The sequence below is a fragment of the Nonomuraea turcica genome, from assembly GCF_030718205.1.
GTDB lineage: Bacteria > Actinomycetota > Actinomycetes > Streptosporangiales > Streptosporangiaceae > Nonomuraea.
Genome location: NZ_JAUZQF010000006.1, coordinates 409,794 through 431,030, shown reverse-complemented (window position 1 = coordinate 431,030; position 21,237 = coordinate 409,794). Strand labels below are relative to the sequence as shown.

Sequence of the window (21,237 nt, the reverse complement as noted above, 5' to 3'; positions counted from 1 at the left end):
AAAGATCGCCAACCAGGGTAAGATCAGCATCGGCACGGCGTCCAGTGACACGTGGCGATCTTGAGGGATCGGGGACGTGTCGACGGCCACCACGTGATCATTCGGAGTTTGCGAAGACAACCAAAGATCGTGCGGTGACTGCGAGCCACAGCGTAGACCCTGACGGCTGGATGGTCATCTTCAACGAGCTGATGGCCGGATCGCCAGCCGGGTCGGCCGGGTCGAACCGCGCCGCGCTGCCGCAGCGTACGTGCGCGGATTGCTCGCCAATATCGACCGTAAGAACTGCTGGAACCTGGCCGAACACGCCGATCTTCTCGGGCCGCAGGCCCTGTAGCGGCTGCTGCGCACCGCCCGCTGGGACGCTGATGCGGTCCGCGATGACATCCGTGACATCGTCGTCGACCGGCGCGGTCCCGGCGGCGTGCTAATCGCCGATGAGACCGGCTTCGTCAAGAAGGGCACCGGCTCGGCCGGGGTACAGCGCCAATACAGCGGCACCGCGGGCCGGATCGAGAACTGCCAGATCGGCGTGCTCCTGGCTTACGCCACCCCAGCCGGGCGGGCAATGCTGGACCGGCGGCTCTACCTGCCCGAGCACACCTGGCTGGCCGACCGGGGCCGGTGCCAGGCGGCCGGAATCCCGGACGACGCCGACTTTGCCACCAAGCCCGCCCTGGCCACCGCAATGATCCTGGCCGCGCTGGACGCGGGCGTACCCGCGCATTGGATGACCGGTGATGAGGTCTATGGTCAAGACCCGCGTCTGCGCGCCGCCCTGGAAACGCGCCATATGGGCTACGTACTGGCCATCGCGGGCAACTGGCGGGTCGATCTCGACGGCATCCAGGGTTCTCCGGCCGGGCCGTCGTGCTGCACAACGCGCTGGGGGTCACCCGGTCCGGCGAGCCGGTCGAGTGGTGGGGCGTTGAAGCCGCTGCCCGTGAGCACGCTGCGGCGTACGGGTTCGAGTTCGTGGTGCGCTGCCGCCCGCGCGGTCGCGGGACCGGCTGCTCGGGCAGTACCGCAAGTGGCCGGGCAACAACGCCCGTTGTGCACCGTTGACCGCACTTTCTAGCTGCACTGCTGGTGATCACAAGGCGATCAGGTGTCGTAGCTGCCATCCCAAGGCCAGTGTCCGAAACGCGGAAGGACCCCGGTGGCTTCGGGGTCCTTGCAGCGGGGTTGCTCTTGGTGGCGTTTATCGAGGGTAGCTGCCGGTCACGGATTGTAGCTGGTAGAAGCGACAGTCTCGCTCGTGGTGTGGTGGTCAACGCGCGCGTAGTACTTACAGTCTTTGTTTCGCCGGGCGGCGGGGGTGTAGGTCGTGTGGTCGATGTCCCTGGATTTCGAACCACCAGACACATTGCATCCGCCGACGACGAACGTCAGGCCGTAGTGCTCGTTGTACTTCGACGCTGGGGACGAGACCCGCCCCCAGACGTACGTGTAGTTGCCGTACTTGCCCTGACGAATCTGGACGCTGCCGCCGCCCGGCAGAGAGGCGCTGGCGACAGTCGTCACGTTCGAGGCTTTCGTGGGCGGGTCGGTGTACCAGGTCATCGCGGCGTTCGCGGATGGTGCTGCTACCAGGCCAATGGCTGCCGCCGCCACCGCAGTGGCACCCAGACTCGCGGCGCGGCGTGCGATCTTACGCATGTTTGTGATCACTACTTCCTGTCGAGGCCGATCGGCCGAGGTCAATCGATTCCCGCCAACGGACCTTGGTCATACCAAGTGTTCTGTGGTCGTCGTCTCACTGGCCGGGGAAGCACCGTGGTGCCGGCGATCGACACCGCTAGGCCCACGGCTCCGACGATTGCCGTCTTCCGCAGGATGTTGGCCAGTCGCATAACGCCCTCTCGTGGCGGTTGACTCGCTGTCTGACAAATGATCGTAATGAGAGGCGGCGTGCCGGTGGTATGTCGGCGGTATGTTCTGACCAGCCACGTGACGCCCGGGCCTTGTGGCCTCTACAGCTCCGCCTGCTCCGGGCCGCTGACCGCCACGGTGTCGGACAGCCGGCCGGGCGATTCCCGCGGAATCAGTTCTGGCTGGCGCTCACACCCGGACCACGCTGATTCGAGCCCCTGCACGCGAGCGGATCCCGTTCTGTCCGTTCGGGGTTGATGGGCCTGCATATTCCGCGCACAGGGCGCTTGCTGCGCTCGCGTCCTGCGGATCGTCCTTTGTCCGCCCCTGTGAGCCGGGGGCTCACGCCCGTTGAAGGTTCACGACGTTCGACGATCGGTATCGGCGGCTGCACCTGCTGCTCGACGCCTACGGCTACGGGGGGGCCGTTCGGCGTGTTCGGCTTCGAGGTGGCCGACCGGGCGCGGAAGAACGCCGAGGCCATCCGGCGGCTCGCCGAGGGCGGTGAGCAGGTCTACCAGGCACTCTTGCCGTTCGCTGCGGACCTCGAACAGGCCATGGTCGAGATCGAAGCACTACCGGACTCCTTCTGGGTACGCGACTAAGCGTCGTCCCTGGTCCGGGGGCAGGGGCCCGTCCTGCCGTTGTTCTGGACGGCGCGCCTTGTGGTCAGCAGGCTGATCGGAGGTTCGTCTCGGTGCCGCGGTGCAGCCGGAACCGCGACGGCTCGGCGGGCTGCTTGTCGCTACTCCACGAACCGTCGGCATTGGTGACCTCCAGTGTGGCGGTGATGCTGATCTAGTCTCCGCCCGCCCAGGTGGCGTCGAGGTGCTCCAGGTGGACACCAGGAGCCCGGGTGTTGGGGTAGGTGTAGCGTCGCGGAACGCAACGGCGAGGAGAACGTGGCGTATGTCCAGGCTCGGCCGGCGCTGCCTGCCATTGATGACGACTGGCGGGCCACCTTCACCACCCGTCTGACGCTGAGCGGCCGACCAACCAGGCTCGCCAGGAGACCGGACGTGCCAATCACCCGGTCGAGGACGGGCTGACCTTCGGAAGCGCTGAGGAACTCAGGGTGTTTCGGGCACTCAAGCGGCTACAAATCCGGTTCCCCGAACAGGACACCATCGCTATCGCTCCCCTCCCCGGCGTCAGGTTGCGCACGGGCCACACCTGGAGCCCCGACGTGCTGGTCACGGGAAGAGGGCGCGCCTTGGTCATCGAGACAGACGGCCCTCACCACCGTGGAGCACGCCGTTACGTCGACGACCGCAACCGAGACCTTCAATGGCAGCGCTGCGGGGTTCCGGTCGTCCGACTTGCCGTCGAGGACCTCAGCGATGACGCTGCGCGCTCGAGACCCGACTGACCGAGGAAATCCTGCGCCATCTACCGCGACACTGATCGCTCACTTCGGTTTCTCGACGCTCAACACAACCAGCCCTGATCGATTGCCCTTTATTCGACGAGGATCACGGCGGGAGGGTGGGAGGTTTTTGGGAGGAGTGAGCCCCGATCAACACCGATCGGTCAACATCATTTTTCCCATTTCCCCAGGTCAACCTGGTTTGGCCCAGGTAAGTGGATTGACCTAACGTTGTTTGCAAGCAGGAAGTCAGGAGTTCGAATCTCCTAGGCTCCACCAGGAAAACACCCCGCCACTGATCTTGTGACGGGGTGTTCGTGTCATTAACGTGTCATTAGCTCGCGGGGACCAGCACACCCGCAGTGCCGTCGTCATCTCCCCTCTTGGGCTTCTTCTTCGCCTTCTTCCGCTCAGCCTCGACGCGGGCCGAGAGCGCGTCCGCGATCTTCTGATCCGCGTCTCGGGTGGCGTGCTGGTAGATGAGCGCGGCCCAGTCGCTGTCGTGTCCCATGCGCGCCTTGAGATCGGCAAGGCTCGCTCCAGACTGGGCCGCCAGGGTGTTGCCGGTGTGCCGGAGATCGTGAAAGTGGAGCCCTTGTACGCCCATCTCCTTGAGCGCGTCAGACCACTTGGCCTCACGTCGGAAGTTGCTCCCCCGGAGGAACGCCCCGCGCTTGCCGAGAAACACGGAAAGGTGCCCGTCGGTCCACACACGTCCGCACCTTCGCCACCATCATGAGCGACCGGCACGGCGACCAGCTTGACCAGTGGCTCACCCACGCCGGACAGAGCACACTCCCGGGCCTGAACTCCTTCATCCGCGGTATCGAACGCGACAAAGCAGCCGTGACCGCCGGCCTTACCCTGCCGTGGAGCTCCGGCCCAGTCGAAGGCCAGGTCAACCGCATCATTATGTGGAATCTGATCTGTCAAGCGGGCTCTTCGACTCAGGCGGATACTTGTCCTGTCTCGTTGAGGTTGAGGCAGTCTCACTGATCCGAGGCATCCGGCGTGCCGTCTCATCTTGTTGAGGCATTGATCGCATTGGGCCGGTGTATCGAGAGGCTGGAGACGCTTCAGAGGATGGCGCGGTGGCCAAGCGCTGCAACTAGGCATCTCGGTGAACCTGCTGGAAACTACTGAGGAGATCCCATGGACTTTCCCATCACCCGTTCGGAATTGCGGCTGCGCCATCGAAATCCGCGGCTGGAGCCCCGCCTGGCCTTCGCGCGTTCGACGTTGCCCTTCACGGACTGGCAGGCGGCGGCGAGGAGCAAACTTGCCGAGCTTTTGCGGGTACGCGTGCCGGTCGCGGCCTGCTCGGTGCGCGAGCTTCGCCGGGCCACTGTCGACGGGGTGAGCGTGCGGGCATTGGTGATGGAGGTGGATGACCAGCTCTGGCTGAGCGCCTACCTACTGATGCCTCGGATGGCCTGGCGGCGTGCCGTACTGGCGATCCACGGACACGGCGAGGTGGAGGCATGCGCCGGACTGCCGGGGGTGCCCGAGGACTATCATCACCGTTTCGCGCTGGCCTTGGCGCAGGCCGGGCACGCCGTACTGTGCCCGGAGCTGCGCGGGTTCGGGGTCCTCGCCGATCTCGCCTACGACCTTCCCGGGGAAACACTGGAGTACTGGCCGGATGGCAGGCAGAAGAGCACGTTGATCGCTGACGGGTTGCAAAAGGGGCGCGTCCTCCTCGGCGACACGGTGGAAGACCTGCTCCGCTGGGAGGACTGGCTGACTGCCGCCCTGGGCGCTGGAGAGATCGACGTGGCCGGGATCTCCTACGGCGGGGACCTCGCGCTGACCTACCCTGTGTTCAGCACGCGGGTCGGCCGCATCTACGCCAGCGGCAGTCTCGGCTCCTTCGACCCGATCTTCTCACGATGCCGCAACGCCGCCGCACATTGCGTGCCCGACGTCCTGCGCTGGCTGGATCGCTCGGACATCGCCGGGCTGAACGCCGCCCGTCCCATCGCGTTGCAGTACGGCGAGCGCGACGTGCCCGGCCCGGGTAACGAATCGGCCTCCTACAACGAATCCGTCGTCGCATCGGTGAACGAGTTGCGGAGCATCTACGAGGCCGCGGGTGCGAAGGATGCAGTCTCGCTGATCGTCACGCCCGAGGCGGGGCACGAGATGGACATCTCAGCGCTGACCCGATTCCTGGAAGATGCCGGATGAGCGACTACTTCCCTGCACCAGTGTGGGTTCTGGGCTTATGTGGGCTGAAGGCCTATCCAGGTGATCCCCGCCGCCACCGGCACCGGATCGCCAAAGCGATCCGGATCCAAGCCCGTCAACGCTTACGGGCCGAGACATCCACAAATCTGCCTCATGATCAATGAGACGCGACTTCATCGACTCGTCTCATCCATTCTGAGGCACCGCAGTTCAAGGAGGTCTCATGAGACAGGACAGTACTAGCTTGCCTGTTCGGGTGAAGGAGTTGGACAATCGCCTATCGTGTTGGGCATTTCCGGCTTCGAGCCGACCTTCCTCGTCGGGCTCAAAGCCGTCCGGGCGGAACGCGGACCGGGCTTGGCCGCGCTTGGTGGCAGGCGTCTGACTGGGTTCGCCCTCGTGCGTTTCGTCGAGGACGGGGACTGGTTCGCTGACTGCCCCGTCGTCTTGGACTTCGACGGTGTCCAGGTAGAGATCTGCCACTGGAAGTTCGATGAGCTATCGATCAGCTGGAACACCATCGACACGACGGCTGCGATCACCGGCTGGGAGTACGTCGAGGAGACACCTGCGTGGTCCAGCGCCGATGAACGGCTTGAGCCGTTCATCGGCCAGGAACTACGCGAGGTGGCTCTACTTGAGTGGCGGCCATCACGTCGTGACGTGGCGGCCGGCACCCTCGCGGTGGAGTTCGTCTTCGACACGGGCCGCTTCCACGTCGCCAACGCTCTTGATGAGAACAGCATCGATCTCGGCGACGCCCATCCAGAATTCGTGCGGCATCCACTGGGCTGTGGCGCGGCCTGACTAGGTCGGCCTCCGGTTGATCTCGATGACCGGCAGCAGGGTCGCCTGGGCCGGGGCGCTGATGTGCCGGGGTGTGGGCCCGGCGGGGGTGGGGACGTCGGCGAGTTGGCCGAGCAGCCGGTCCAGGGCAGCCTGGCCGTCGTCGACCGCGGCGCGCTCGTCGTCGGTGAGCGGGACGTCGGCGAGCATGCGCTGCAGGTTGTCCTTGGCTTCCAGCAGCAGCGCTTTGGAGGAGTCCTTGGGGGTGTAGACGTCGCACTTGGCGCAGGCCATCCGGTGCGGGCACTGTTCAAAGAAGGTGTAGGTTGCAGAATCCGTGCCCCAGGTCGTAGTACTGCCACGGCTCGCCAGCGGCCGCGGCTCCGCTCTCGACCGCGGCCCGGTCGATAAGGACCTCGATGGTGCGGACGTTGCGTTGGAAGTAGCCCGCGTCGTCGTAGGCCTTCGTCAGCGTGGTCGGGGTGATCTTGGCGTAGAACTGGGTGGACTGCGGGGAGCGGTGGCCAAGCCAGGCCTGCAGCTCGAACAGGGTCATGGGTTCTTTGGCGTTGTAGAGCTGTGAGGCGATGGTGGAGCGGGCCCGGTGGCTGGTGATGTTGCCACGGACGTCTGCTGTCGGGACGCCTGCTTTGCGGCAGAGCAGCGGGATGATGGTGCTGTTGATGTAGGTCGATGGGACGCGGCGGGCGCGGAAGGCGAACAGGAAGTCCGCGTGCTCGCCGGTGCGGCGGTCGACCATCGTGGGCTGGGCCGGTCGGATAGCCTGCCAGGCCTCGATGGCCTCGCCCATGAGCGGGTCGATCGGTTTGGTGAACGCGGTCCCGGTCTTATGGGTGGGCACGTCGAGCAGACAGACCGCGTCTTGGGCGAGCACGTCGGTGGCGTCACCACGAATGGTCTGCCCGTCGTGCTGCCAGCGGATGCAGCCCACCCGCAGGCGGGCGATCTCATCGCTGCGCTGGCCGCTGAACAGCCAGGTCAGTGTCACCGCGCGGACCAGCTCGAGAGGGTAGAAGAGGCCGGCCTGGGTGACGGGCAGGTCGTCGGCGGTGAGGTTGAGGCCGGCCCAAAGGAGCTTGGCCCAGATGTCGTCGGCGATCACGCGCGGGTTGGGGCCGAGCAGCGCGGCGATGCTGCGTGGGGTGGCCAGGGCTCGTTGCGGGTCGAACCGGCGGGGCAGCCATTCCCACTCCTGGCAGTCCCGGAAGAACGTCCTGACTGCGGCGAGTTGGCTGGCCTTGCTCGAGGCCTCCAGCGGTTTGCCCATCCGTTCCTTGAGGCCGACGGTGCGTTCGGCGAAGTCCCCGACGTTCATCCGATCCAGGGCGGCGGCCAGTGCCGCGCAGGTCTGCCGGGCCAGGCGGCCGGATCGGTGGCCTGGGGCTGCTCCGCAGCAGCCCACCTGCCGATCTTGAGCAGGATCGAGCGGGTTCCGTTCCTGGTGTTGGGGGTCAACGTCGAGGTGGCGTGCCAGCGTTCGACCCACTGCGTCCAGACCTGCGGTGCTCCGCCGGCCTTCGCGGTGGCGCCGCCGGTGGTCAGGACGGGCGGCCGGCAGAATCCGAGGTCGGCGACCGCGCGTTGAACGGCGTGCAGGGTGTTGAGACGTGCTCCGTTGCCGAAGAGCCGTTCGGTCCGGACGCGGTCGAACAGATCGGTGGCCAGATCTTCGAGGTGCGGGCTGCGGTTGAGCAGGAACAGCTGGCAGATCACCATCGGTAGGAGCTTGTCGTCGTTCTGGCCGAGCCGGTAGCCCCATCCGGCCAGCACAGCCCTGACCTTCTTGATCTCTTCGTCCACGCGGGTCCGTCCGAAGATTCGCCAGGCCAGCGGGAGACGTTGGAAGCTGCCCAGCCGATGGAACTCGTTGAACCCGCCGAGCAGGTAGGCGTGGTTGGCCACGTAGGAGCGGACCGCATCGTCTGCCCAGGCGGGTACCGACTGCCGGAATCCGGTCTGGTCGGCGCCGAGTACGTCCACCCATTCGGCGGCCGTCCAGCCCCAAAACGCCCGTCTGGTCTGCGCGCAGCGCAACAGGAGTAGCGCTGTCGCATCGGCCATGGCTCGGCGGCGGTGGCTGGTCGGCGGAGAGTCCAGGCTCCCGTCAGCCAGTTCCAAGGGGCGCAGCAGCCGTCTGATCGCCGCCCAGCCCGGGGCCTGAGGATCGTGTCGCTTCAACCGCCGCAGGTTCTCCAGGCCGAGTTCGCTGATCGCGGTGACCTCGGCCTCGCGGAGGACAACCTCGGCGTCGTGGAGATCCGCGGGGATCGGCCAGGACCAGCGTCCTTCAGCGAGTTCGCTGGCGGCCGTGGTCAGTGCCGCCGTCACCGCGCCGCCTGCGCGGTGGTGCCGGTGAGCATCTGAACCCTCCAGGCGTGGATGTGGTCCATCCCGCTGGCCAGCTTCTGCGCCAGGTCACGACCCGACAGATGGATGTAAGCCAAGGTCGACTCGGTCGACCTGTGGCCGGCGAACGTCGCGATCGCGTGCAGCTCCCAGCCCATGCGCGCCAGGTCCGTCAAGCACAGGTCCCGTGTCGTATGCGTGGAGAACTGCGGCACTCCGGCCTCCAGAGCGAGCCCGCGAACGACCTTCGACCAGGTCCACAAGCTCAGCGGCTGGGCGTGGTTGCGACGCGACTCCGACAAGAACAACGGACCGCGTGCCCGGCTGATCGTGGCCCGGTGCGCCAGGTAGGACGTCATGAGCGCCCCGGTCGCCGCCGAGTACGGCACCACCCGTTCCAGCCGGTTCTTCGTCGTCTCTGCCCGGACCCGCAACGTCCGATGCGCCGGATCCAGATCATCGGTCCGCAGCGAGCACAGCTCCTCCCGGCGCAGCGCCGCGTCATAGGCCAGCGCCAGCATCAGCCGGTTCCGGATGCCCTTGCCACGAGCCACCTGCAGAACCCGCATCCACTGCTGCTCGTCCGGGATCCACGGCAACTTCGACAATCGCGGTACCAACCCGCGCTGCTGACCGCCGAAGCGTCGGCCGGGTGTGTACTTCCCGCGCCCGACCGGGTTGCTCTCCCGCAGGCCTTCCTCGATCAGGAAGTCGTAGAACAGCCTGACCGGCACCAGCCGCTGCTGGATCGTCGCGTTCGACAACCCGGTCCCCGAGTCCAGGGACACCAACTTCGCGCCGTGCCGGTTCGGCCGGGTCGCCAGCTCCCGCACGAACACCGCGACGTTTGCCTTGTTCGCGGTGACCGGGTCGACGCCGTCCCGCTCGCACACCTCCAGGTACTCCGTGATCCCACGCGCGTAGGCATCGATCGTCCGCGGCGCCCGACCCAGATCAACCCAGATGCCCAGCCACTCGGCCGCCTTGTCGTACCTCCCCAGGACTGGCCACTTCTCCTCCAACACCAACGTGCCCAACACTGCCCCTCAAGTACGTGACGAGAACCGAAGAGGACATGATCACCCCAACGGTCTGATTCCACGTAACTTGTAAGATGCTCAAACGGCAGATGTTCGGCCGGGCCAACTTCGACCTACTCCGCAAACGCGTCCTCCTCGCACCATAGCCGCTGATCACCCACAGTCACCGGGCCACAGAGAATGCGCCAGAACCCCAACTGGAGGAACGACCTTGGCCCCGTGGCCCTGGTCTGCTCGGCTTGTCCCGGGTCGATGGCGGGCGGGATGATCAAGCTTCCACCTCAGCCATCAACGGACCTCAGGCCCGAACGGCGATCATCCCGGAGCCGGAGTGCCCCGCCGGAGGCAGAATTTGTTGCTGGAGGGTTGCTCACCCTCCTCCGTGCGGTGTTCATCACACCGACATGAGAGAATCGGCCGATGATCTCGCTGACGACTGGGCGGCTCCTCCTGCGTAGCCCAAACGAGGACGATATCGATCCGCTCGCCACGATGAATGCTGACCCGGAGGTCATGCGCTACATCGGCGATGGGTCGGTGTTGCCTTTGGATCGCGATCGGACTGCGGCTGGGATCGCCCGTGTTCAACGAGAATGGGAAGAGCGTGGCTTCGGCATGCTCTCCGTGATCGTGCAGGAGACTGGGCAGTTCGCCGGGTGGGTGGCGCTGACGGTACCGACCTTTCTTCCCGAGATTCTTCCTGCGGTGGAGATCGGGTGGCGTCTGAGTCGCCAACACTGGGGGGCCGGCTATGCCACAGAGGCCGCTGGAGCGCTGCTGCGATTCGGGCTCATCGACTGTAGTCTCGACCGCGTCGTTAGCATCCGGCATGTCGACAACGTTCGCTCAAAACGAGTCATGGACAAGATCGGTATGCGGTTTGGGTTCGAAACCGTCGTGCCTGCGCATGGCCAACCTGTCGTGGTCCACGAGATCACCCGTGCTGAGTTCGATGCTTTCGAGATGACGACGACGGCTCCGTAGGACGGCCTCACGCGTGAGTTCTTTTGGCGTAGGCTCCGCGTTCGGGCCTGGTCGCGGCCCGAGTGGCGGGCGCGCGCGAGAACGGCCCCCAGGCCGCACGCGCAGCGTGCGGCCCGCAAGCTCGGGCCGCGCGGCGGCGCACGCCGCCGCCTTCGCTCGTACCGCTCGATAGCGATGGCCTGCAGGTGAGGAACAGCACGTCAAGATCATTGTGAGTGCACCGCAGTCATGATCACAGAAGACGATCACCCACCGTCACCGAATCACGGAAAGTGTGCCAGAACCCAGTTGGGGGCTCCACCTTGTCCCCGTGGCCCTGGCCCGCCTCCCCTTCGGGCGGGACGACGGCGGACGGGAGCGTCAGGAGGCAGGGGTACGCGCGTCGCGCTCAAATAGCCAGGTGGTGGGCGTGATCGTCGTGCCATTAGCGTGCCATTAAGGGCGGTCAGCAGCGGTCAATCACGGACACTCGCGGACCGTCCTCCGCGCAGGTCGAGGCCGTTGCCATCGAAGATCAGACCGATTTGCAAGCAGGAAGTCAGGAGTTCGAATCTCCTAGGCTCCACCAGCAAGAACACACCCCCGCTTAAGATCGGTAAGCGGGGGTGCGTGTCTATCTGAGTGACTACGTATCTTCGGCCGCAGGAAAGATACTGTCCATCGCTTCGGCACCCTGCAGGAGCACAGGGCGCAACTGGAAGCGGTAGACCGTCTCGGTGACCACGGTGGTCGCATGGCCCACCAGCTGCGAGATGTCCTCGATCGGAACTCCCGAGTCCGACAGGAATGACACGAAGCTGTGCCGAAGCTCCCTCGGCGTCCACTCCGCGCCGGCCAGGCCCGCGTTGTCGGCCACCTTCCGGAAGTCGCGCCGTACGTTGGCCGCACTCAGCGGTGTTCCGTTCTTGGTGCAAAACACCAGGCCCGTGCCGGTCGGCGCGCCCTCTGCACTGGCCTGCTTCTGCTCCTGCGTCTCCATCAGGAGACGAAGCGCCTTCACCGCTCGCGCATCCACGTGACCGTGGGACAGATCAACTCGCCACGCCGCCCCGAGTAGCTGACCAGTCACCGCTGGGCTGCCGTGGAGGTGACGAGGGGATGGCGTTGTCGATGAGGACGGCGGCGATGGCGGCGGCGGTGGGGAAGGATTCACTGTTGAGGACTCGGGCGCGGGCCGAGGCGCCGTCGAGCAGTAGCGCCAGTTGTTCGCCGAGTTGTTCGGGGTTGGTGGCGCCGGCTTCGCGGGCGGTTTCGGTGAGCCGCGCGGCGATGGCGGTCTTGTAGTCGCGTGCGTACTGGGATGCGGGGTGTTGGGGGTCGTGGAGTTCGACGGCCGCCGCGATGTAGGGGCACAGGGGCGTGGACGCGGGCATGTCGAAGGCGGCGATGAGTCGTTCGCGGGGCGTGAGGTCGGTGCGGTCGAACACTCCGGGCATGACGTCGGGATCGAATCGGCGCAGGTATTCGGCGACGAGTTCGTCCTTGCTGGTGAAGTGCTGGTAGGCCGTGCGCTTGGACACCTGGGCAACCGCACAGAGTTGGTCCATGCCGGTGCGGTTGATGCCCTGATCGCGGAACAGCTGCTGTGACGCGCTGAGGATTCGCTCGCGCGCGCCCCTGCCACGGCGCCGGCCCAGGGGGCCCTTCTCCAACTCCGTCATGTCCCCAGTGTAGCCCTGATGGGTACCTATCGGTGTACATAGCTTGCGCTCCGGTTGGCCATCCGATACGTTACGCAAACAGTACGGTGTACATAGCTTGCAGACTGTCCCGAATACCCAACTCCAAGAGGAGTGATCGTGGGAAAGCTCGATGGCAAGGTAGCGGTGATCACCGGCGGATCCACCGGCATGGCACTGGCCGGCGCCAAGCTGTTCGTCGAGGAAGGAGCTCACGTCTTCATCCAGGCCCGGCGGCAGGAAGCACTGGACGACGCCGTCAAGCTGATCGGCCGCAACGTCACCGCCGTGCAGGGCGACGCCGCCGAACTGGACGACCTGGACCGCTTGTACGACACCGTCAAGCGGGAAAAGGGCTCGATCGACGTGCTGTGGGCCAGCGCCGGGATGGGGGAACCGGCCGTCCTCGGCGAGATCACCGAGGAACATTTCCACCGCGCCTTCTGGCTCAACGCGCGCGGCACCCTGTTCACCGTGCAGAAAGCACTGCCGCTGATCAACGACAACGGCTCGATCTTCATGACCGGATCCAACGCCTCACTCGGCGCCTTCCCCGGCTGGAGCCTCTACGCCGGAAGCAAAGCCGTCCAGCAGGCCTGGGCCCGCGTCTGGCTCAACGAACTGCGCGACCGCAAGATCCGGGTCAACGTCCTGACCCCCGGCCAGGTCGCCACCGCCAAACAGGAAGAACTGTTCGACGAGGCCACCAAGGCCGCATTCGAGTCCCTGATCCCCCGCGGAAAGATGGGCCGCCCCGAAGAAATCGCCACCGTCGCCCTGTTCCTTGCCTCCGACGACTCCAGCTACGTCAACGGCCTGGAACTGGTCACCGACGGCGGCACCACCGCCATCTGACCACACACCGGAATACCGCGGGTCCCCCCGCAACAACCCAGTCGCCACAAGGAACTGATCTCGAACGCGGACATCCGCAACACGCCGAAATGTTGCGCGGGCGGCCGACGCGCTGGGCCCGACCCGACACGAACGAGACACAGCAAAACCTCGAGAACAGGAAGAGAGCACACCTCATGGGCAACATCACCATCATCGGTACGGGGAACATGGCCCGTACCATCGGCACGCTGGCGGTAGCGGGCGGCAACACCGTCGAGGTCATGGGCCGCGATCAGTCCAAGGCCGATGACCTGGCCAAGGCTCTCGGCGGCGGCGCGACGGCGGGAAAGTGGGGCGCCGTCCCGGCCGGGGACATCGTCATCACGGCCCTGTTGTACGACGGTGTCGTTTCGGTCGTCGTCGAGTACGGAGACGCCCTCGCGGGCAAGGTCATCGTCGACATCAGCAACCCCTTCAATGCTACGTTCGACGGGCTAGCCCACAGCGAGGAGACCTCGATCGCGCAGGAAGTCGCCAAGGTGGCCCCGGCCGGCGCCAGTGTGGTGAAGGCATTCAACACCATCTTCCGTAATGTCCTGGAGAAGGGCCGACCCAACGTCTTCATCGCCGGCGACAGTGCGCAGGCGAAGGCGAGCGTGAAGGCATTCATCGAGAGCATCGGGCTGCGCCCGCTGGACGTTGGCGGCCTGAAAATGGCGCACTGGCTGGAAGGAGTGGGCGTGGTCACGGTGGGACTCGCCGGCAACGGGGTGGGCCACTGGGACTTCGCTCTCGGCGTCAACGAATTTACCGGCTGAAGCTCACCGAGAGGCATGCACACGCGAACGGCGGCTTTACCTAGCGCGTCCTGCCCGGTTAGGGCTACTCTGCCCAACGAGGAGATGCCCCGAAGCCCACCTTTGTGAGCGGTTTGAAATGCCTCTGATCTGCCTGGCCTTTCGGGGCTTTGTTCATGGAAGCTGTCTGGGACGATCGCCAGACTCAACATGGCAAATCGACCTATCGGTGGTGAAACGTGGCCGACGAACCCTTAGGCAAGATAGTGATCGCCCGTCAACGCAGCGGATGGCGTGATCGGTCTCGCGCCTACACGGTTCTTATAGACGGCGCACAGGTAGGCTCGCTTCGCCGCGGAGGCGTCCTTGAGATCGACGTATCTCCTGGACAACACGTCGTACAGCTCAAGATCGACTGGACCGGCAGCGCGCCTCACAACATCACAGTGCCACCTGCGAGCGAAGTAAACATGATTGCTTGTTCAGGAAAGGCATGGAGAGCACTGATCGACATGATCACAGGTGCCGAATGGTGCACATTACAAGTGATTGAAGATCGCCCGCCGCGTTGACGTCGATGATCAGTACATGAGGGAGGATGCAGCAACCAAGTGCAGCAACTGCATCGGCCATCAACGACCATTCGCGATCTGCATGCACAGCCTGACCACCGCAACGACCCTAGCGACCTCCACGCCGCGAGTTCGGGACGAAGAGGCAACGATCACCGGCCACGGCCCGCCCCTCCGAACCTGAGTGTCCAACTGAGTGACAACGGCCTAAAACCACCATGGACTCTCAAGACGGCCCTGCACATCGCCCCCAGCATCACCTGCACGTTTCGCCACACCGCGCAACTGTTCGACTTCGTTTGCAAGCAGGAAGTCAGGAGTTCGAATCTCCTAGGATCCACCCCAGGTCACAGGCCACTCCCATGATCGGGAAGCGACCTTTCCGATCTTGTACAGCTGCGAGCTGCAGCTACGGCGCCGTACGTCCCCAACCCTTGGACGCGGGCACGTGGGCCCCTCACCGCCGCCAAACTCAGCTGTGGGGCTTTTGTCAGGGCCACCCTCTACCCTCGCGGTACTACCGCTCTGCTACGCGGGGGGTAGATGTGCCTTGAGGGGGATACATGCCGAGAAGGGTTAGCTCCAGTGCCGTAAGGGCGGCATTGCGTAAGGCCCAACAGGAACAGAATCGTCAGATCAAGCAGGCCCAGGCCAAGCTTCAGCACGAAGTTGATCAGTACAACCGGAAGGTTGAGCGGCATAACCAGAAAGTGATCGTAGACTACAACCGGCACGTCGCTGCATTACACGGTGGAAGAGCGTCAGCTCGCTGACCGGATTCAAGAGGCGATCTCGGTTCAGGACGCACGAGAGTAGGACGTGTTCCTGAGCTACGCGCGCATTGACGGGTCGCAGGTGGCTGGCGAACTGCGGGAACACCTTGAGGGCCTGGGCGTGGCGGTTTGGTTCGATGAGATCGCCATCCGCCCCGGTAAGAGTCAAGCTCTTCAGATGGATCAAGGGCTGCGGCGTGCGCAAGCTGGTATCGCGCTTCTTACGCCTGCATACCTCGCTGGCCGCTTCTGGACGGAGCGAGAGCTAGGAGCCCTGCTAAACAAGCCCACCCTTATCCCTGTACTGCACGGTGTTACGTTTGAGGACGTCGCGCAGTACAGCGGCATTCTGCCGGACCTTGCAGGGTTCGAGACTAGCCGCGACTCCGTAGCCGAAATCGCTGCGAAGATTGCAGGCGCGGTTCTGCCTGAGATTGACTAGACGTAGTAAGGCCACGGTTGAAGTGGCCTTACTACGTGAGCGTCAAAAAATGAAATGTTCGCCGAGTCGCTTGAGCGCCTGGCGCGTCTCGTCAGATGAGACCTCGCTGTAGATGTTGATGGTCACGGAAGTCTGGCTGTGCCGGAGGATCTGCATGGCTGCACGGGGATGAACATTCAGGGCTACCAGCAGGGATGCACAGGTCTTGCGAGTGGCGTGAACATGGATCCTGCGGACGCGGGACTTCTCACCAGCGTTGGCAAAGCTGCGCCTGAAGTGCGACGGCTCGATAGGCCGACCGCTGGCGGTGGTGAAGACTAGCCCTGTCTCCTGCCGGTCGTCCCCCGCCGCTTCCCGGGCGATGTCGCGTGCCCGTTTACGGGCGCGGAGGGCCGTCGTGACGATCTCCGGGAAGGGCAGCGTCGCGTCGGACGCGTCGGTCTTTCTCTGGCGGTGCAGCAGCTTGCCCGCGACGCGCTGGAGCTGCCAGCCGATCGTCATCTCAGCCTGGTCGAGATCGACGTCCTCCCAACGCAGCCCGAGAGTTTCACCCAGCGATCCCGGCCTTCGGACTGGGAGCATGCACGGTCGTTTTCGCCAATGCAGCGCAGGCGGTGTTGCCGGACATCGTCGCGACGCCGCTGCTGCATGAGGCGAACGGTCATCAGCAGACGATCATCACGATCGGCCTGCAGTTCGCGAGACCAGGCCGGGGTCAGGTAGGGAAGGTCCTGGCGGAACTTGTCCGACGATGCCTGATGAGGAGGCCGGACGCGTCACCGGCCTCCTATCGCAATCCTCACCTATCAGCGGGTGCGACCGAATCGCTGTCGCTCGCCGGGCTGCGCCGCCTTCAGCTCCGCGGCGAGGTCGGCGGCAGGCTTGCCCCTCATCTCCTCCTCGAGGGAGGGGCCGTCCGGCTCTGCGGCCGCCGGATCGTGCCCGTCCGACGTGGCGGTCTGCAGCCGTCCTTCGGACTCGCCGTTGCCGATCACTCCGCCGTCGTACGGCAGCAGGGACTTCTCCCCGAGGCCGCGCCACTGCCCAGGGACGACCTCCCCGTCGTCGGTGTATCCAGGCACCCAGGCGATGGCCAGGATGTAGGTGTGCCCGACCTCTATGCGAGGCTGGCCTTCCATCGCCAGCAGACGCCTGCCGTCCTCACCGAACGTCCAGCCGGCGGCGGGCCAGACGAAGCGCGGCTCCGGCACCGGCTTGGCCGCACCCTCGTGGGACCAGAGCGTCTCCTTGACCGCAAGGGTGACCTCGCGTGGCAGGTAGCCCTGCCCGGCCGCGCGCTCATCCTTGTTGGCGGGCAGTTCCCGCTCCGCCTCGGCGGTGACGACGACCACGTGGTCGGCATAGGTCACCCAGTCCGAGGCGGTGTGACTCGGCAGCCGATCCGACCCATGCGCCAGGACGACCCCGCCTGTGCCGCCACCGTCGCCCCGGCTCTGGACACCGTTCATCGTGAACGCCGTCGCCAGGACACCGCCGACCAAGACCGCCCCTGCCACAGCGGCCGCCCATGCTTTGCTGTGCTTCACCGTCGCCCCCTCAGTAGGCCGCATTGATGTGGTCGGCGTTGACGCTGCCGAGTACGGCGTCGGACGGTACGGGCGTCTTCATGCACCCGAGCTGGTGGTGCGTGTTGCTCACCGGGGGATCGGCATTCTGGCCGTGCAGCAGCCCGACTGCGTGCCCTGCCTCGTGGCAGATCATCCCGTTGCTGTAGGAGCCCGCCTGGATGCGCACCATGTGCTGGTCGCAGGTGTGTAGCTCCAGGGGATCGTCGCACCACGACATGCCTTCGTAGCTGCCCGGCACGTCACCCTCGGCGAAGATGAGGTCCGTTTCGTTGTCGCCGGTCCAGACCGGATCGGAGACGAGGTGAACCTCCAGAGCCGTGGGGCCGTACTGTTCCTTCAGTACCGTCGCGACGCGAGTCTTCTCCGCAGACTCGAGACTGTTCTCCCGGAAGACTGTCCAGTAGGCATTGTCGCTCCGGCACACGTTTCCCGACCCGTACTTGTCACCCTTCGTGCAGACGCGGTCGTAATTGGGATTAGGCACCATGTTGTAAAAATCGGCGGCCCACGCAGTACCGGTAATAAGCGCCAGCGCCGTTGCGGTGGCGATAACGACCTGCCACCGTCGGCCCCGAGTCGAGCCCTTGATGTCAGGTAGCTGCACGATCATCTCATCGACTCCAGATCCGATTCTGTTTTTTAGTGACAATGGTCGGGACTGTTCTTTGGATGCGTGGAGGCATCGTTCATCTCCATTGTGTTGCGACGTCAACCACTTAGGCTTACAGTCGGGATTTGATGCGCGACAGACGAAGGCGATGGCATTTCTTGTGCAACAGCGGCCGGTCGGAGATGGCGTTGCATACAAGCCTGCGGCGAGGTGCTTGAGTGCGCGGCAAACGGACCCGCCGGGTCGACTGACGCTGATCAGGCGCAGCTACTCGTCTTACTGGTTCGGTACGAACTGATCGTGTTGTTGCCGATCTTGTTGTTCGACAAGCTTGCTTGACGTGTCCCGGGAGCGAAACTGCCGTCGGACCCGGGACCAGCGTCGCCGGCCGGCTCGTTGTGAAAGGGAAAGTGCTGGCCCCTAGGCCACGACGTCGTCCTGCCAGCCAAGATTGACGTTTCGGTCACAGTCGCATTCGACCGGCTTGCTCGCGGTCGCAGTGCTCGTTGTGACAGAGCTCGAGAACGCCGCGCCGGCGAGAGCGAGGGCGGCGGTGACCAGGAGAACCGCCTTGCGCATGATCACTTGGCCTCTCATGTGCTGGGAGTCCCTGATGTGGGGTTGTCTGACTCTTGTGAGTCTGGATCACCTGGCGACCTGATGTCAGCATCTGCGGCTGGCAGAATGCTGCGATGGCAGGACGATGCCGACACCTTGGGTGACTATTCCTTGCCGACCGGCTCGGCGTCCAGCCACCCGGCGCGGGCGGCCAGAACCCCCGCCTGGAAGCGGCTCTTGGCATTGAGGGCGGCCAAAATCTCCGCGGCAAGGCGCCGTTCCGTCCTCACCGAGACTCCCAGCTTGCGGGCGCACACCTCGTCGGTGTTGCCTTCGGCCATTAAGTTGAGCAAGGAAAGCTGCTGTCGGGTCAGGCCGTTCTCCTGCCGTTCCGGCGCTATCCCAAGCGAGGCCGCCTCCTGCCAGTGTTTCTCGAAGAGCGCGCACAGCGCGATGATCACGCTGTGTTCATAGACGAGCATTGCGCCTGCCGCGGTTTCATCCGCACGTTGCGGGAGCATGGCAACCCGGCGGTCAAAAATGATCATCCTCAGTGGCAGGACCGGTAAAGTGCGAACCTCTGCTCCCTGCTCGACGAGCCACCTCGCATAGCTGAGGGTCGAGGGGTCGTTCGCGAGGCTGTCCAGGTAGATCGAGCGCATTCGTGCGCCGCGCTCCAGCACCGCCCGATCCTGAGGTCGGCTGGCCTTCATGTTCTCTTCGGTCTGCGGACCGCCGTCAACGAACGCCATGATGTCGGACTGGCACTGGCGGCCCAGCCCTTCAATCTGTGTCCTGATGGCGTCGATTCCCCTCAGATATTTCGTCTGCTGCCGGTGCGGCGGCCAGTTCCGCGCAGCGAACTCCGCGATAACGTCGGCGATCACGGAACGGCTCGCGGTCACTTCCCGCTGACGCTGGAGGAGATCGGCCTCACGCTGGGCCAGCAGCGCGGTGAGACTGATCTCCGGATCGACGACGTGAAACTCGCCTGGCCGCTCCCAGGACTGTTGGATTAAGGCCAGCCGCGTCAGCTCGCCAAGCACGTCGTGGAGCCGCATCGGCGACAGCTCTACCCGCGCTGCCAGCTCCGCGGCTCGCAAGAGGGGGTTCTGCAACATCTCCCGGTAGACGGCCTGGGCATCCGGGCTCAGCCCGAGCACGTCGAACATCTTCTATATCACCTCGCTCTTGAGGATCTCCTGGAGCATGGCATGAGGGAGCTGGCCCTGAAGCGAGGACCTGCCCGCTGCATGAGTGATGTTCATTGGCGGTAGGCGAGGCGGCGCAGCAGGATCTCCGCCGGGCCACGGTGTCCGATGCGCCGCATGACATCGGCGATGACAAGCGAGATCAGCCACGTTGCCGCGGCCACGCCCAGGGCGCCCACAAGGCCGAGATCGTCCTGGAGCCCCAGCCCGTAGGGATGGAAGACTGCGATGAACACGGTGGACTGGAACAGGTACAGGCTCATGGAACGCTGCCCGAGCGCTTCGATGGTTGTGGTCAGGCGGCCCCGCCGCCGCACGGCTGCGATCGCGATCAATCCGATGATCGCGGCCATGCCGATTCCGCCCAGATATCCGGTGAGCGGCTGCGCGAGCGCCACGATCCACACTGCGACGCCCGAGGGCCGAGCCCACACCCCTGCCTGGATGAGACCAGCGGGAACGGAACCGACGACAGACAGCACCGTGGTGATCGCCACGGTACGGACCAGGAACCTCCGGTTCCGAGCGGGCTCGTCCAAGATCCGCCGCCGGGCCGCCCACATGCCGGCGACCACCCCGGGAACGACCGAGATGACGCCGAGGGCCAGGGCATAGGGCCAGCCCTGGAGCCGGGCCAGGAACATCTCTCCAATGCCTCGGTCATCGGCGGCGATGCTGCCCATGGCGTATGGGGAGATGTTCTGAGACATCGCGAGCCACATGGCGAATCCGACCACCAGGGTGGCGGGGAGCAAGCTGATCCCCGCCGTCCAGAGGAGGGTGGAGTCCTTGGCCCGCAGCATGCCGGCGAGCAGGACGCCGGCCATGCCGTACACCGCGAGAATGTCGATGGGGACCAGCACGGCCACATGGATAAAGCCGATCGCGACCAGCCACCATCCTCTGCGGCGCTGCAGCTTGCGGACGCCCACCCAGTCATTGCCGCGTCGCAGCTGCCGCTCCAGCAGCTGCACCAGCGCGTAGCCGAACAGAAACGCGAACATCGGCCGCGCATGGTTGTGGACGAAGAGCAGGTGGAAGAAGCCGGCGATCTCGTTGGCCACGGCGGAGCCGCGGTCGACGTCGACCACGAACAGTGGTGCGTGGGCGAAGGCTATGGCCAGCAGCATGAGGCCGCGGGCCAGGTCTGGGGCCAGGGCTCGTGCGGCCAGGCCGGTCGGGCCATGCGGTGGAGCTTGTTCCTGGGGGGACGTCCTCAAGACCGATCTCCTCAATGACTTCTGCCGTAAACGGCGTCATTCCTCCGGTTCGGTCTCCTCGGTGTCACCTAGAGCATGCTTCTGGATTTGCTCTAGGAGTGCCGAGGAGCCCTGCAGGTTCCGCATCAGATGCTCGATCGACATGAGCGCCAGTCCTTGCTGGGGATCGCCGAGCACGAGCAGCTTGTCGCCCGGTCTGATCCCGAGATCGCGGCGCGCCTGAGCCGGGATCGCGATCTGGCCCCGCTCGCTGACCGTTACCGCGCCATAGAAGCCCCGGCCACCAGGGCCGTAGAAGGGTTTGCTCTCGTTGGAGGCCATGGGACCGTCTCTTCCGTCATCCAAAA

23 protein-coding genes and 1 pseudogene are annotated in these 21,237 nt (G+C 65.0%); 9 read left to right on the top strand and 15 right to left on the bottom strand.

The genetic code is table 11. From position 1 onward, the window contains the following. Window positions 1-97 precede the first annotated feature (97 nt). Window positions 98-307: a hypothetical protein gene (locus Q9G87_RS60695; protein ID WP_371825792.1), complete on the bottom strand. Its 210-nt coding sequence runs from the start codon at window positions 305-307 to the stop codon at window positions 98-100. Between Q9G87_RS60695 and Q9G87_RS18840 the strand changes: the two are divergent. Continuing rightward, a pseudogene (locus tag Q9G87_RS18840) lies at window positions 251-862 on the top strand (IS701 family transposase); the annotation flags it as partial. The gene Q9G87_RS60695 and the pseudogene Q9G87_RS18840 sit on opposite strands and share 57 nt — an antisense overlap. Window positions 863-1,221: 359 nt before the next feature. Here the strand turns inward: Q9G87_RS18840 and Q9G87_RS18835 are convergent. Next, window positions 1,222-1,659 (bottom strand): hypothetical protein, encoded by a 438-nt coding sequence (locus tag Q9G87_RS18835; RefSeq protein WP_305917677.1) that lies wholly within the window; start codon window positions 1,657-1,659, stop codon window positions 1,222-1,224. 647 nt (window positions 1,660-2,306) lie between these two features. On the opposite strand from Q9G87_RS18835, the gene Q9G87_RS18830 reads away from it, so the two are divergent. Next, the gene (locus Q9G87_RS18830) at window positions 2,307-2,477 is read left to right on the top strand and encodes a hypothetical protein (RefSeq protein WP_305917676.1); all 171 of its coding nucleotides are present in this window, start codon (window positions 2,307-2,309) and stop codon (window positions 2,475-2,477) included. 1,095 nt (window positions 2,478-3,572) lie between these two features. Here Q9G87_RS18830 and Q9G87_RS18825 read toward each other — a convergent pair. After that, a complete protein-coding gene (locus tag Q9G87_RS18825; RefSeq protein WP_305917675.1) occupies window positions 3,573-3,950 on the bottom strand; it encodes a tyrosine-type recombinase/integrase in 378 nt (125 codons plus the stop codon). Window positions 3,951-4,390: 440 nt separating this feature from the next. Between Q9G87_RS18825 and Q9G87_RS18820 the strand changes: the two genes are divergently transcribed. Next, on the top strand, window positions 4,391-5,425 hold the full coding sequence (locus Q9G87_RS18820; protein WP_305917674.1) for an alpha/beta hydrolase family protein: 1,035 nt from the start codon (window positions 4,391-4,393) through the stop codon (window positions 5,423-5,425). Window positions 5,426-5,710: 285 nt separating this feature from the next. After that, the gene (locus tag Q9G87_RS18815; RefSeq protein ID WP_305917673.1) at window positions 5,711-6,232 is read left to right on the top strand and encodes a hypothetical protein; all 522 of its coding nucleotides are present in this window, start codon (window positions 5,711-5,713) and stop codon (window positions 6,230-6,232) included. Here the strand turns inward: Q9G87_RS18815 and Q9G87_RS18810 are convergent, their stop codons facing one another. From Q9G87_RS18810 to Q9G87_RS18795, 4 genes are read right to left on the bottom strand one after another with little or no spacing between them, the layout of a single operon-like run. Then, on the bottom strand, window positions 6,233-6,505 hold the full coding sequence (locus Q9G87_RS18810; RefSeq protein WP_305917672.1) for a hypothetical protein: 273 nt from the start codon (window positions 6,503-6,505) through the stop codon (window positions 6,233-6,235). 16 nt (window positions 6,506-6,521) lie between these two features. Then, window positions 6,522-7,547, bottom strand: coding sequence for a tyrosine-type recombinase/integrase (locus Q9G87_RS18805; RefSeq protein ID WP_305917671.1), 1,026 nt, complete (start codon window positions 7,545-7,547; stop codon window positions 6,522-6,524). Continuing rightward, a complete protein-coding gene (locus Q9G87_RS18800) occupies window positions 7,544-8,560 on the bottom strand; it encodes a hypothetical protein (RefSeq protein ID WP_305917670.1) in 1,017 nt (338 codons plus the stop codon). The genes Q9G87_RS18805 and Q9G87_RS18800 overlap by 4 nt, the downstream gene beginning before the upstream one ends. Then, window positions 8,557-9,615, bottom strand: coding sequence for a tyrosine-type recombinase/integrase (locus Q9G87_RS18795; protein WP_305917669.1), 1,059 nt, complete (start codon window positions 9,613-9,615; stop codon window positions 8,557-8,559). The genes Q9G87_RS18800 and Q9G87_RS18795 overlap by 4 nt, the downstream gene beginning before the upstream one ends. Before the next feature lie 423 nt (window positions 9,616-10,038). On the opposite strand from Q9G87_RS18795, the gene Q9G87_RS18790 reads away from it, so the two are divergent. Continuing rightward, window positions 10,039-10,602: a GNAT family N-acetyltransferase gene (locus Q9G87_RS18790; protein WP_305917668.1), complete on the top strand. Its 564-nt coding sequence runs from the start codon at window positions 10,039-10,041 to the stop codon at window positions 10,600-10,602. A 625-nt stretch (window positions 10,603-11,227) separates the two neighbouring features. On the opposite strand, the gene Q9G87_RS18785 is transcribed toward Q9G87_RS18790, so the two are convergent. Together Q9G87_RS18785 and Q9G87_RS18780 are read right to left on the bottom strand one after the other, a co-directional pair. Beyond that, window positions 11,228-11,581, bottom strand: coding sequence for a tyrosine-type recombinase/integrase (locus Q9G87_RS18785; protein WP_371825791.1), 354 nt, complete (start codon window positions 11,579-11,581; stop codon window positions 11,228-11,230). A 52-nt stretch (window positions 11,582-11,633) separates the two neighbouring features. Further along, window positions 11,634-12,263, bottom strand: a complete 630-nt coding sequence (locus Q9G87_RS18780) for a TetR/AcrR family transcriptional regulator (RefSeq protein WP_305917666.1) — start codon at window positions 12,261-12,263, stop codon at window positions 11,634-11,636. Window positions 12,264-12,401: 138 nt separating this feature from the next. On the opposite strand from Q9G87_RS18780, the gene Q9G87_RS18775 reads away from it, so the two are divergent. The 4 genes from Q9G87_RS18775 to Q9G87_RS18760 all read left to right on the top strand — a co-directional run bounded on the left by Q9G87_RS18775 (window position 12,402) and on the right by Q9G87_RS18760 (window position 15,702). Next, entirely contained in the window at window positions 12,402-13,136 is a 735-nt protein-coding gene (locus Q9G87_RS18775) for an SDR family NAD(P)-dependent oxidoreductase (protein WP_305917665.1), read from the top strand. Between the two features lie 176 nt (window positions 13,137-13,312). Continuing rightward, entirely contained in the window at window positions 13,313-13,936 is a 624-nt protein-coding gene (locus tag Q9G87_RS18770) for an NADPH-dependent F420 reductase (protein WP_305917664.1), read from the top strand. 218 nt (window positions 13,937-14,154) lie between these two features. Beyond that, complete coding sequence (locus tag Q9G87_RS18765; RefSeq protein WP_305917663.1) at window positions 14,155-14,487, top strand: hypothetical protein; 333 nt, start codon at window positions 14,155-14,157, stop codon at window positions 14,485-14,487. An 819-nt stretch (window positions 14,488-15,306) separates the two neighbouring features. Next, window positions 15,307-15,702 carry a toll/interleukin-1 receptor domain-containing protein gene (locus Q9G87_RS18760; protein WP_305917662.1) on the top strand — a complete coding sequence of 132 codons (396 nt, stop codon included), beginning with the start codon at window positions 15,307-15,309 and terminating at the stop codon, window positions 15,700-15,702. A gap of 42 nt (window positions 15,703-15,744) precedes the next feature. Here Q9G87_RS18760 and Q9G87_RS18755 read toward each other — a convergent pair whose 3' ends face one another. From Q9G87_RS18755 to Q9G87_RS18730, 6 genes are all read right to left on the bottom strand, one after another. Beyond that, on the bottom strand, window positions 15,745-16,284 hold the full coding sequence (locus Q9G87_RS18755) for a tyrosine-type recombinase/integrase (protein WP_305917661.1): 540 nt from the start codon (window positions 16,282-16,284) through the stop codon (window positions 15,745-15,747). 224 nt (window positions 16,285-16,508) lie between these two features. Then, a complete protein-coding gene (locus Q9G87_RS18750) occupies window positions 16,509-17,249 on the bottom strand; it encodes a hypothetical protein (protein ID WP_305917660.1) in 741 nt (246 codons plus the stop codon). 10 nt (window positions 17,250-17,259) lie between these two features. After that, complete coding sequence (locus tag Q9G87_RS18745) at window positions 17,260-17,901, bottom strand: hypothetical protein (protein WP_305917659.1); 642 nt, start codon at window positions 17,899-17,901, stop codon at window positions 17,260-17,262. 722 nt (window positions 17,902-18,623) lie between these two features. Further along, a complete protein-coding gene (locus Q9G87_RS18740; protein WP_305917658.1) occupies window positions 18,624-19,631 on the bottom strand; it encodes a LuxR family transcriptional regulator in 1,008 nt (335 codons plus the stop codon). A gap of 92 nt (window positions 19,632-19,723) precedes the next feature. Next, window positions 19,724-20,890 carry a DUF418 domain-containing protein gene (locus Q9G87_RS18735; RefSeq protein ID WP_371825790.1) on the bottom strand — a complete coding sequence of 389 codons (1,167 nt, stop codon included), beginning with the start codon at window positions 20,888-20,890 and terminating at the stop codon, window positions 19,724-19,726. Between the two features lie 36 nt (window positions 20,891-20,926). After that, window positions 20,927-21,211 carry an AbrB/MazE/SpoVT family DNA-binding domain-containing protein gene (locus Q9G87_RS18730; protein WP_305917657.1) on the bottom strand — a complete coding sequence of 95 codons (285 nt, stop codon included), beginning with the start codon at window positions 21,209-21,211 and terminating at the stop codon, window positions 20,927-20,929. Window positions 21,212-21,237 lie beyond the last annotated feature (26 nt).

Bases quoted from the DNA above. Each gene is read 5' to 3' on its own strand.
- Q9G87_RS18835 (WP_305917677.1), bottom strand. From the start codon at position 1,659: ATGCGTAAGATCGCACGCCGCGCCGCGAGTCTGGGTGCCACTGCGGTG.
- Q9G87_RS18820 (WP_305917674.1), top strand. From the start codon at position 4,391: ATGGACTTTCCCATCACCCGTTCGGAATTGCGGCTGCGCCATCGAAAT.
- Q9G87_RS18810 (WP_305917672.1), bottom strand. From the start codon at position 6,505: ATGGCCTGCGCCAAGTGCGACGTCTACACCCCCAAGGACTCCTCCAAA.
- Q9G87_RS18805 (WP_305917671.1), bottom strand. From the start codon at position 7,547: ATGAACGTCGGGGACTTCGCCGAACGCACCGTCGGCCTCAAGGAACGG.
- Q9G87_RS18790 (WP_305917668.1), top strand. From the start codon at position 10,039: ATGATCTCGCTGACGACTGGGCGGCTCCTCCTGCGTAGCCCAAACGAG.
- Q9G87_RS18785 (WP_371825791.1), bottom strand. From the start codon at position 11,581: ATGGAGACGCAGGAGCAGAAGCAGGCCAGTGCAGAGGGCGCGCCGACC.
- Q9G87_RS18780 (WP_305917666.1), bottom strand. From the start codon at position 12,263: ATGACGGAGTTGGAGAAGGGCCCCCTGGGCCGGCGCCGTGGCAGGGGC.
- Q9G87_RS18770 (WP_305917664.1), top strand. From the start codon at position 13,313: ATGGGCAACATCACCATCATCGGTACGGGGAACATGGCCCGTACCATC.
- Q9G87_RS18755 (WP_305917661.1), bottom strand. From the start codon at position 16,284: ATGCTCCCAGTCCGAAGGCCGGGATCGCTGGGTGAAACTCTCGGGCTG.
- Q9G87_RS18745 (WP_305917659.1), bottom strand. From the start codon at position 17,901: ATGATCGTGCAGCTACCTGACATCAAGGGCTCGACTCGGGGCCGACGG.
- Q9G87_RS18740 (WP_305917658.1), bottom strand. From the start codon at position 19,631: ATGTTCGACGTGCTCGGGCTGAGCCCGGATGCCCAGGCCGTCTACCGG.
- Q9G87_RS18730 (WP_305917657.1), bottom strand. From the start codon at position 21,211: ATGGCCTCCAACGAGAGCAAACCCTTCTACGGCCCTGGTGGCCGGGGC.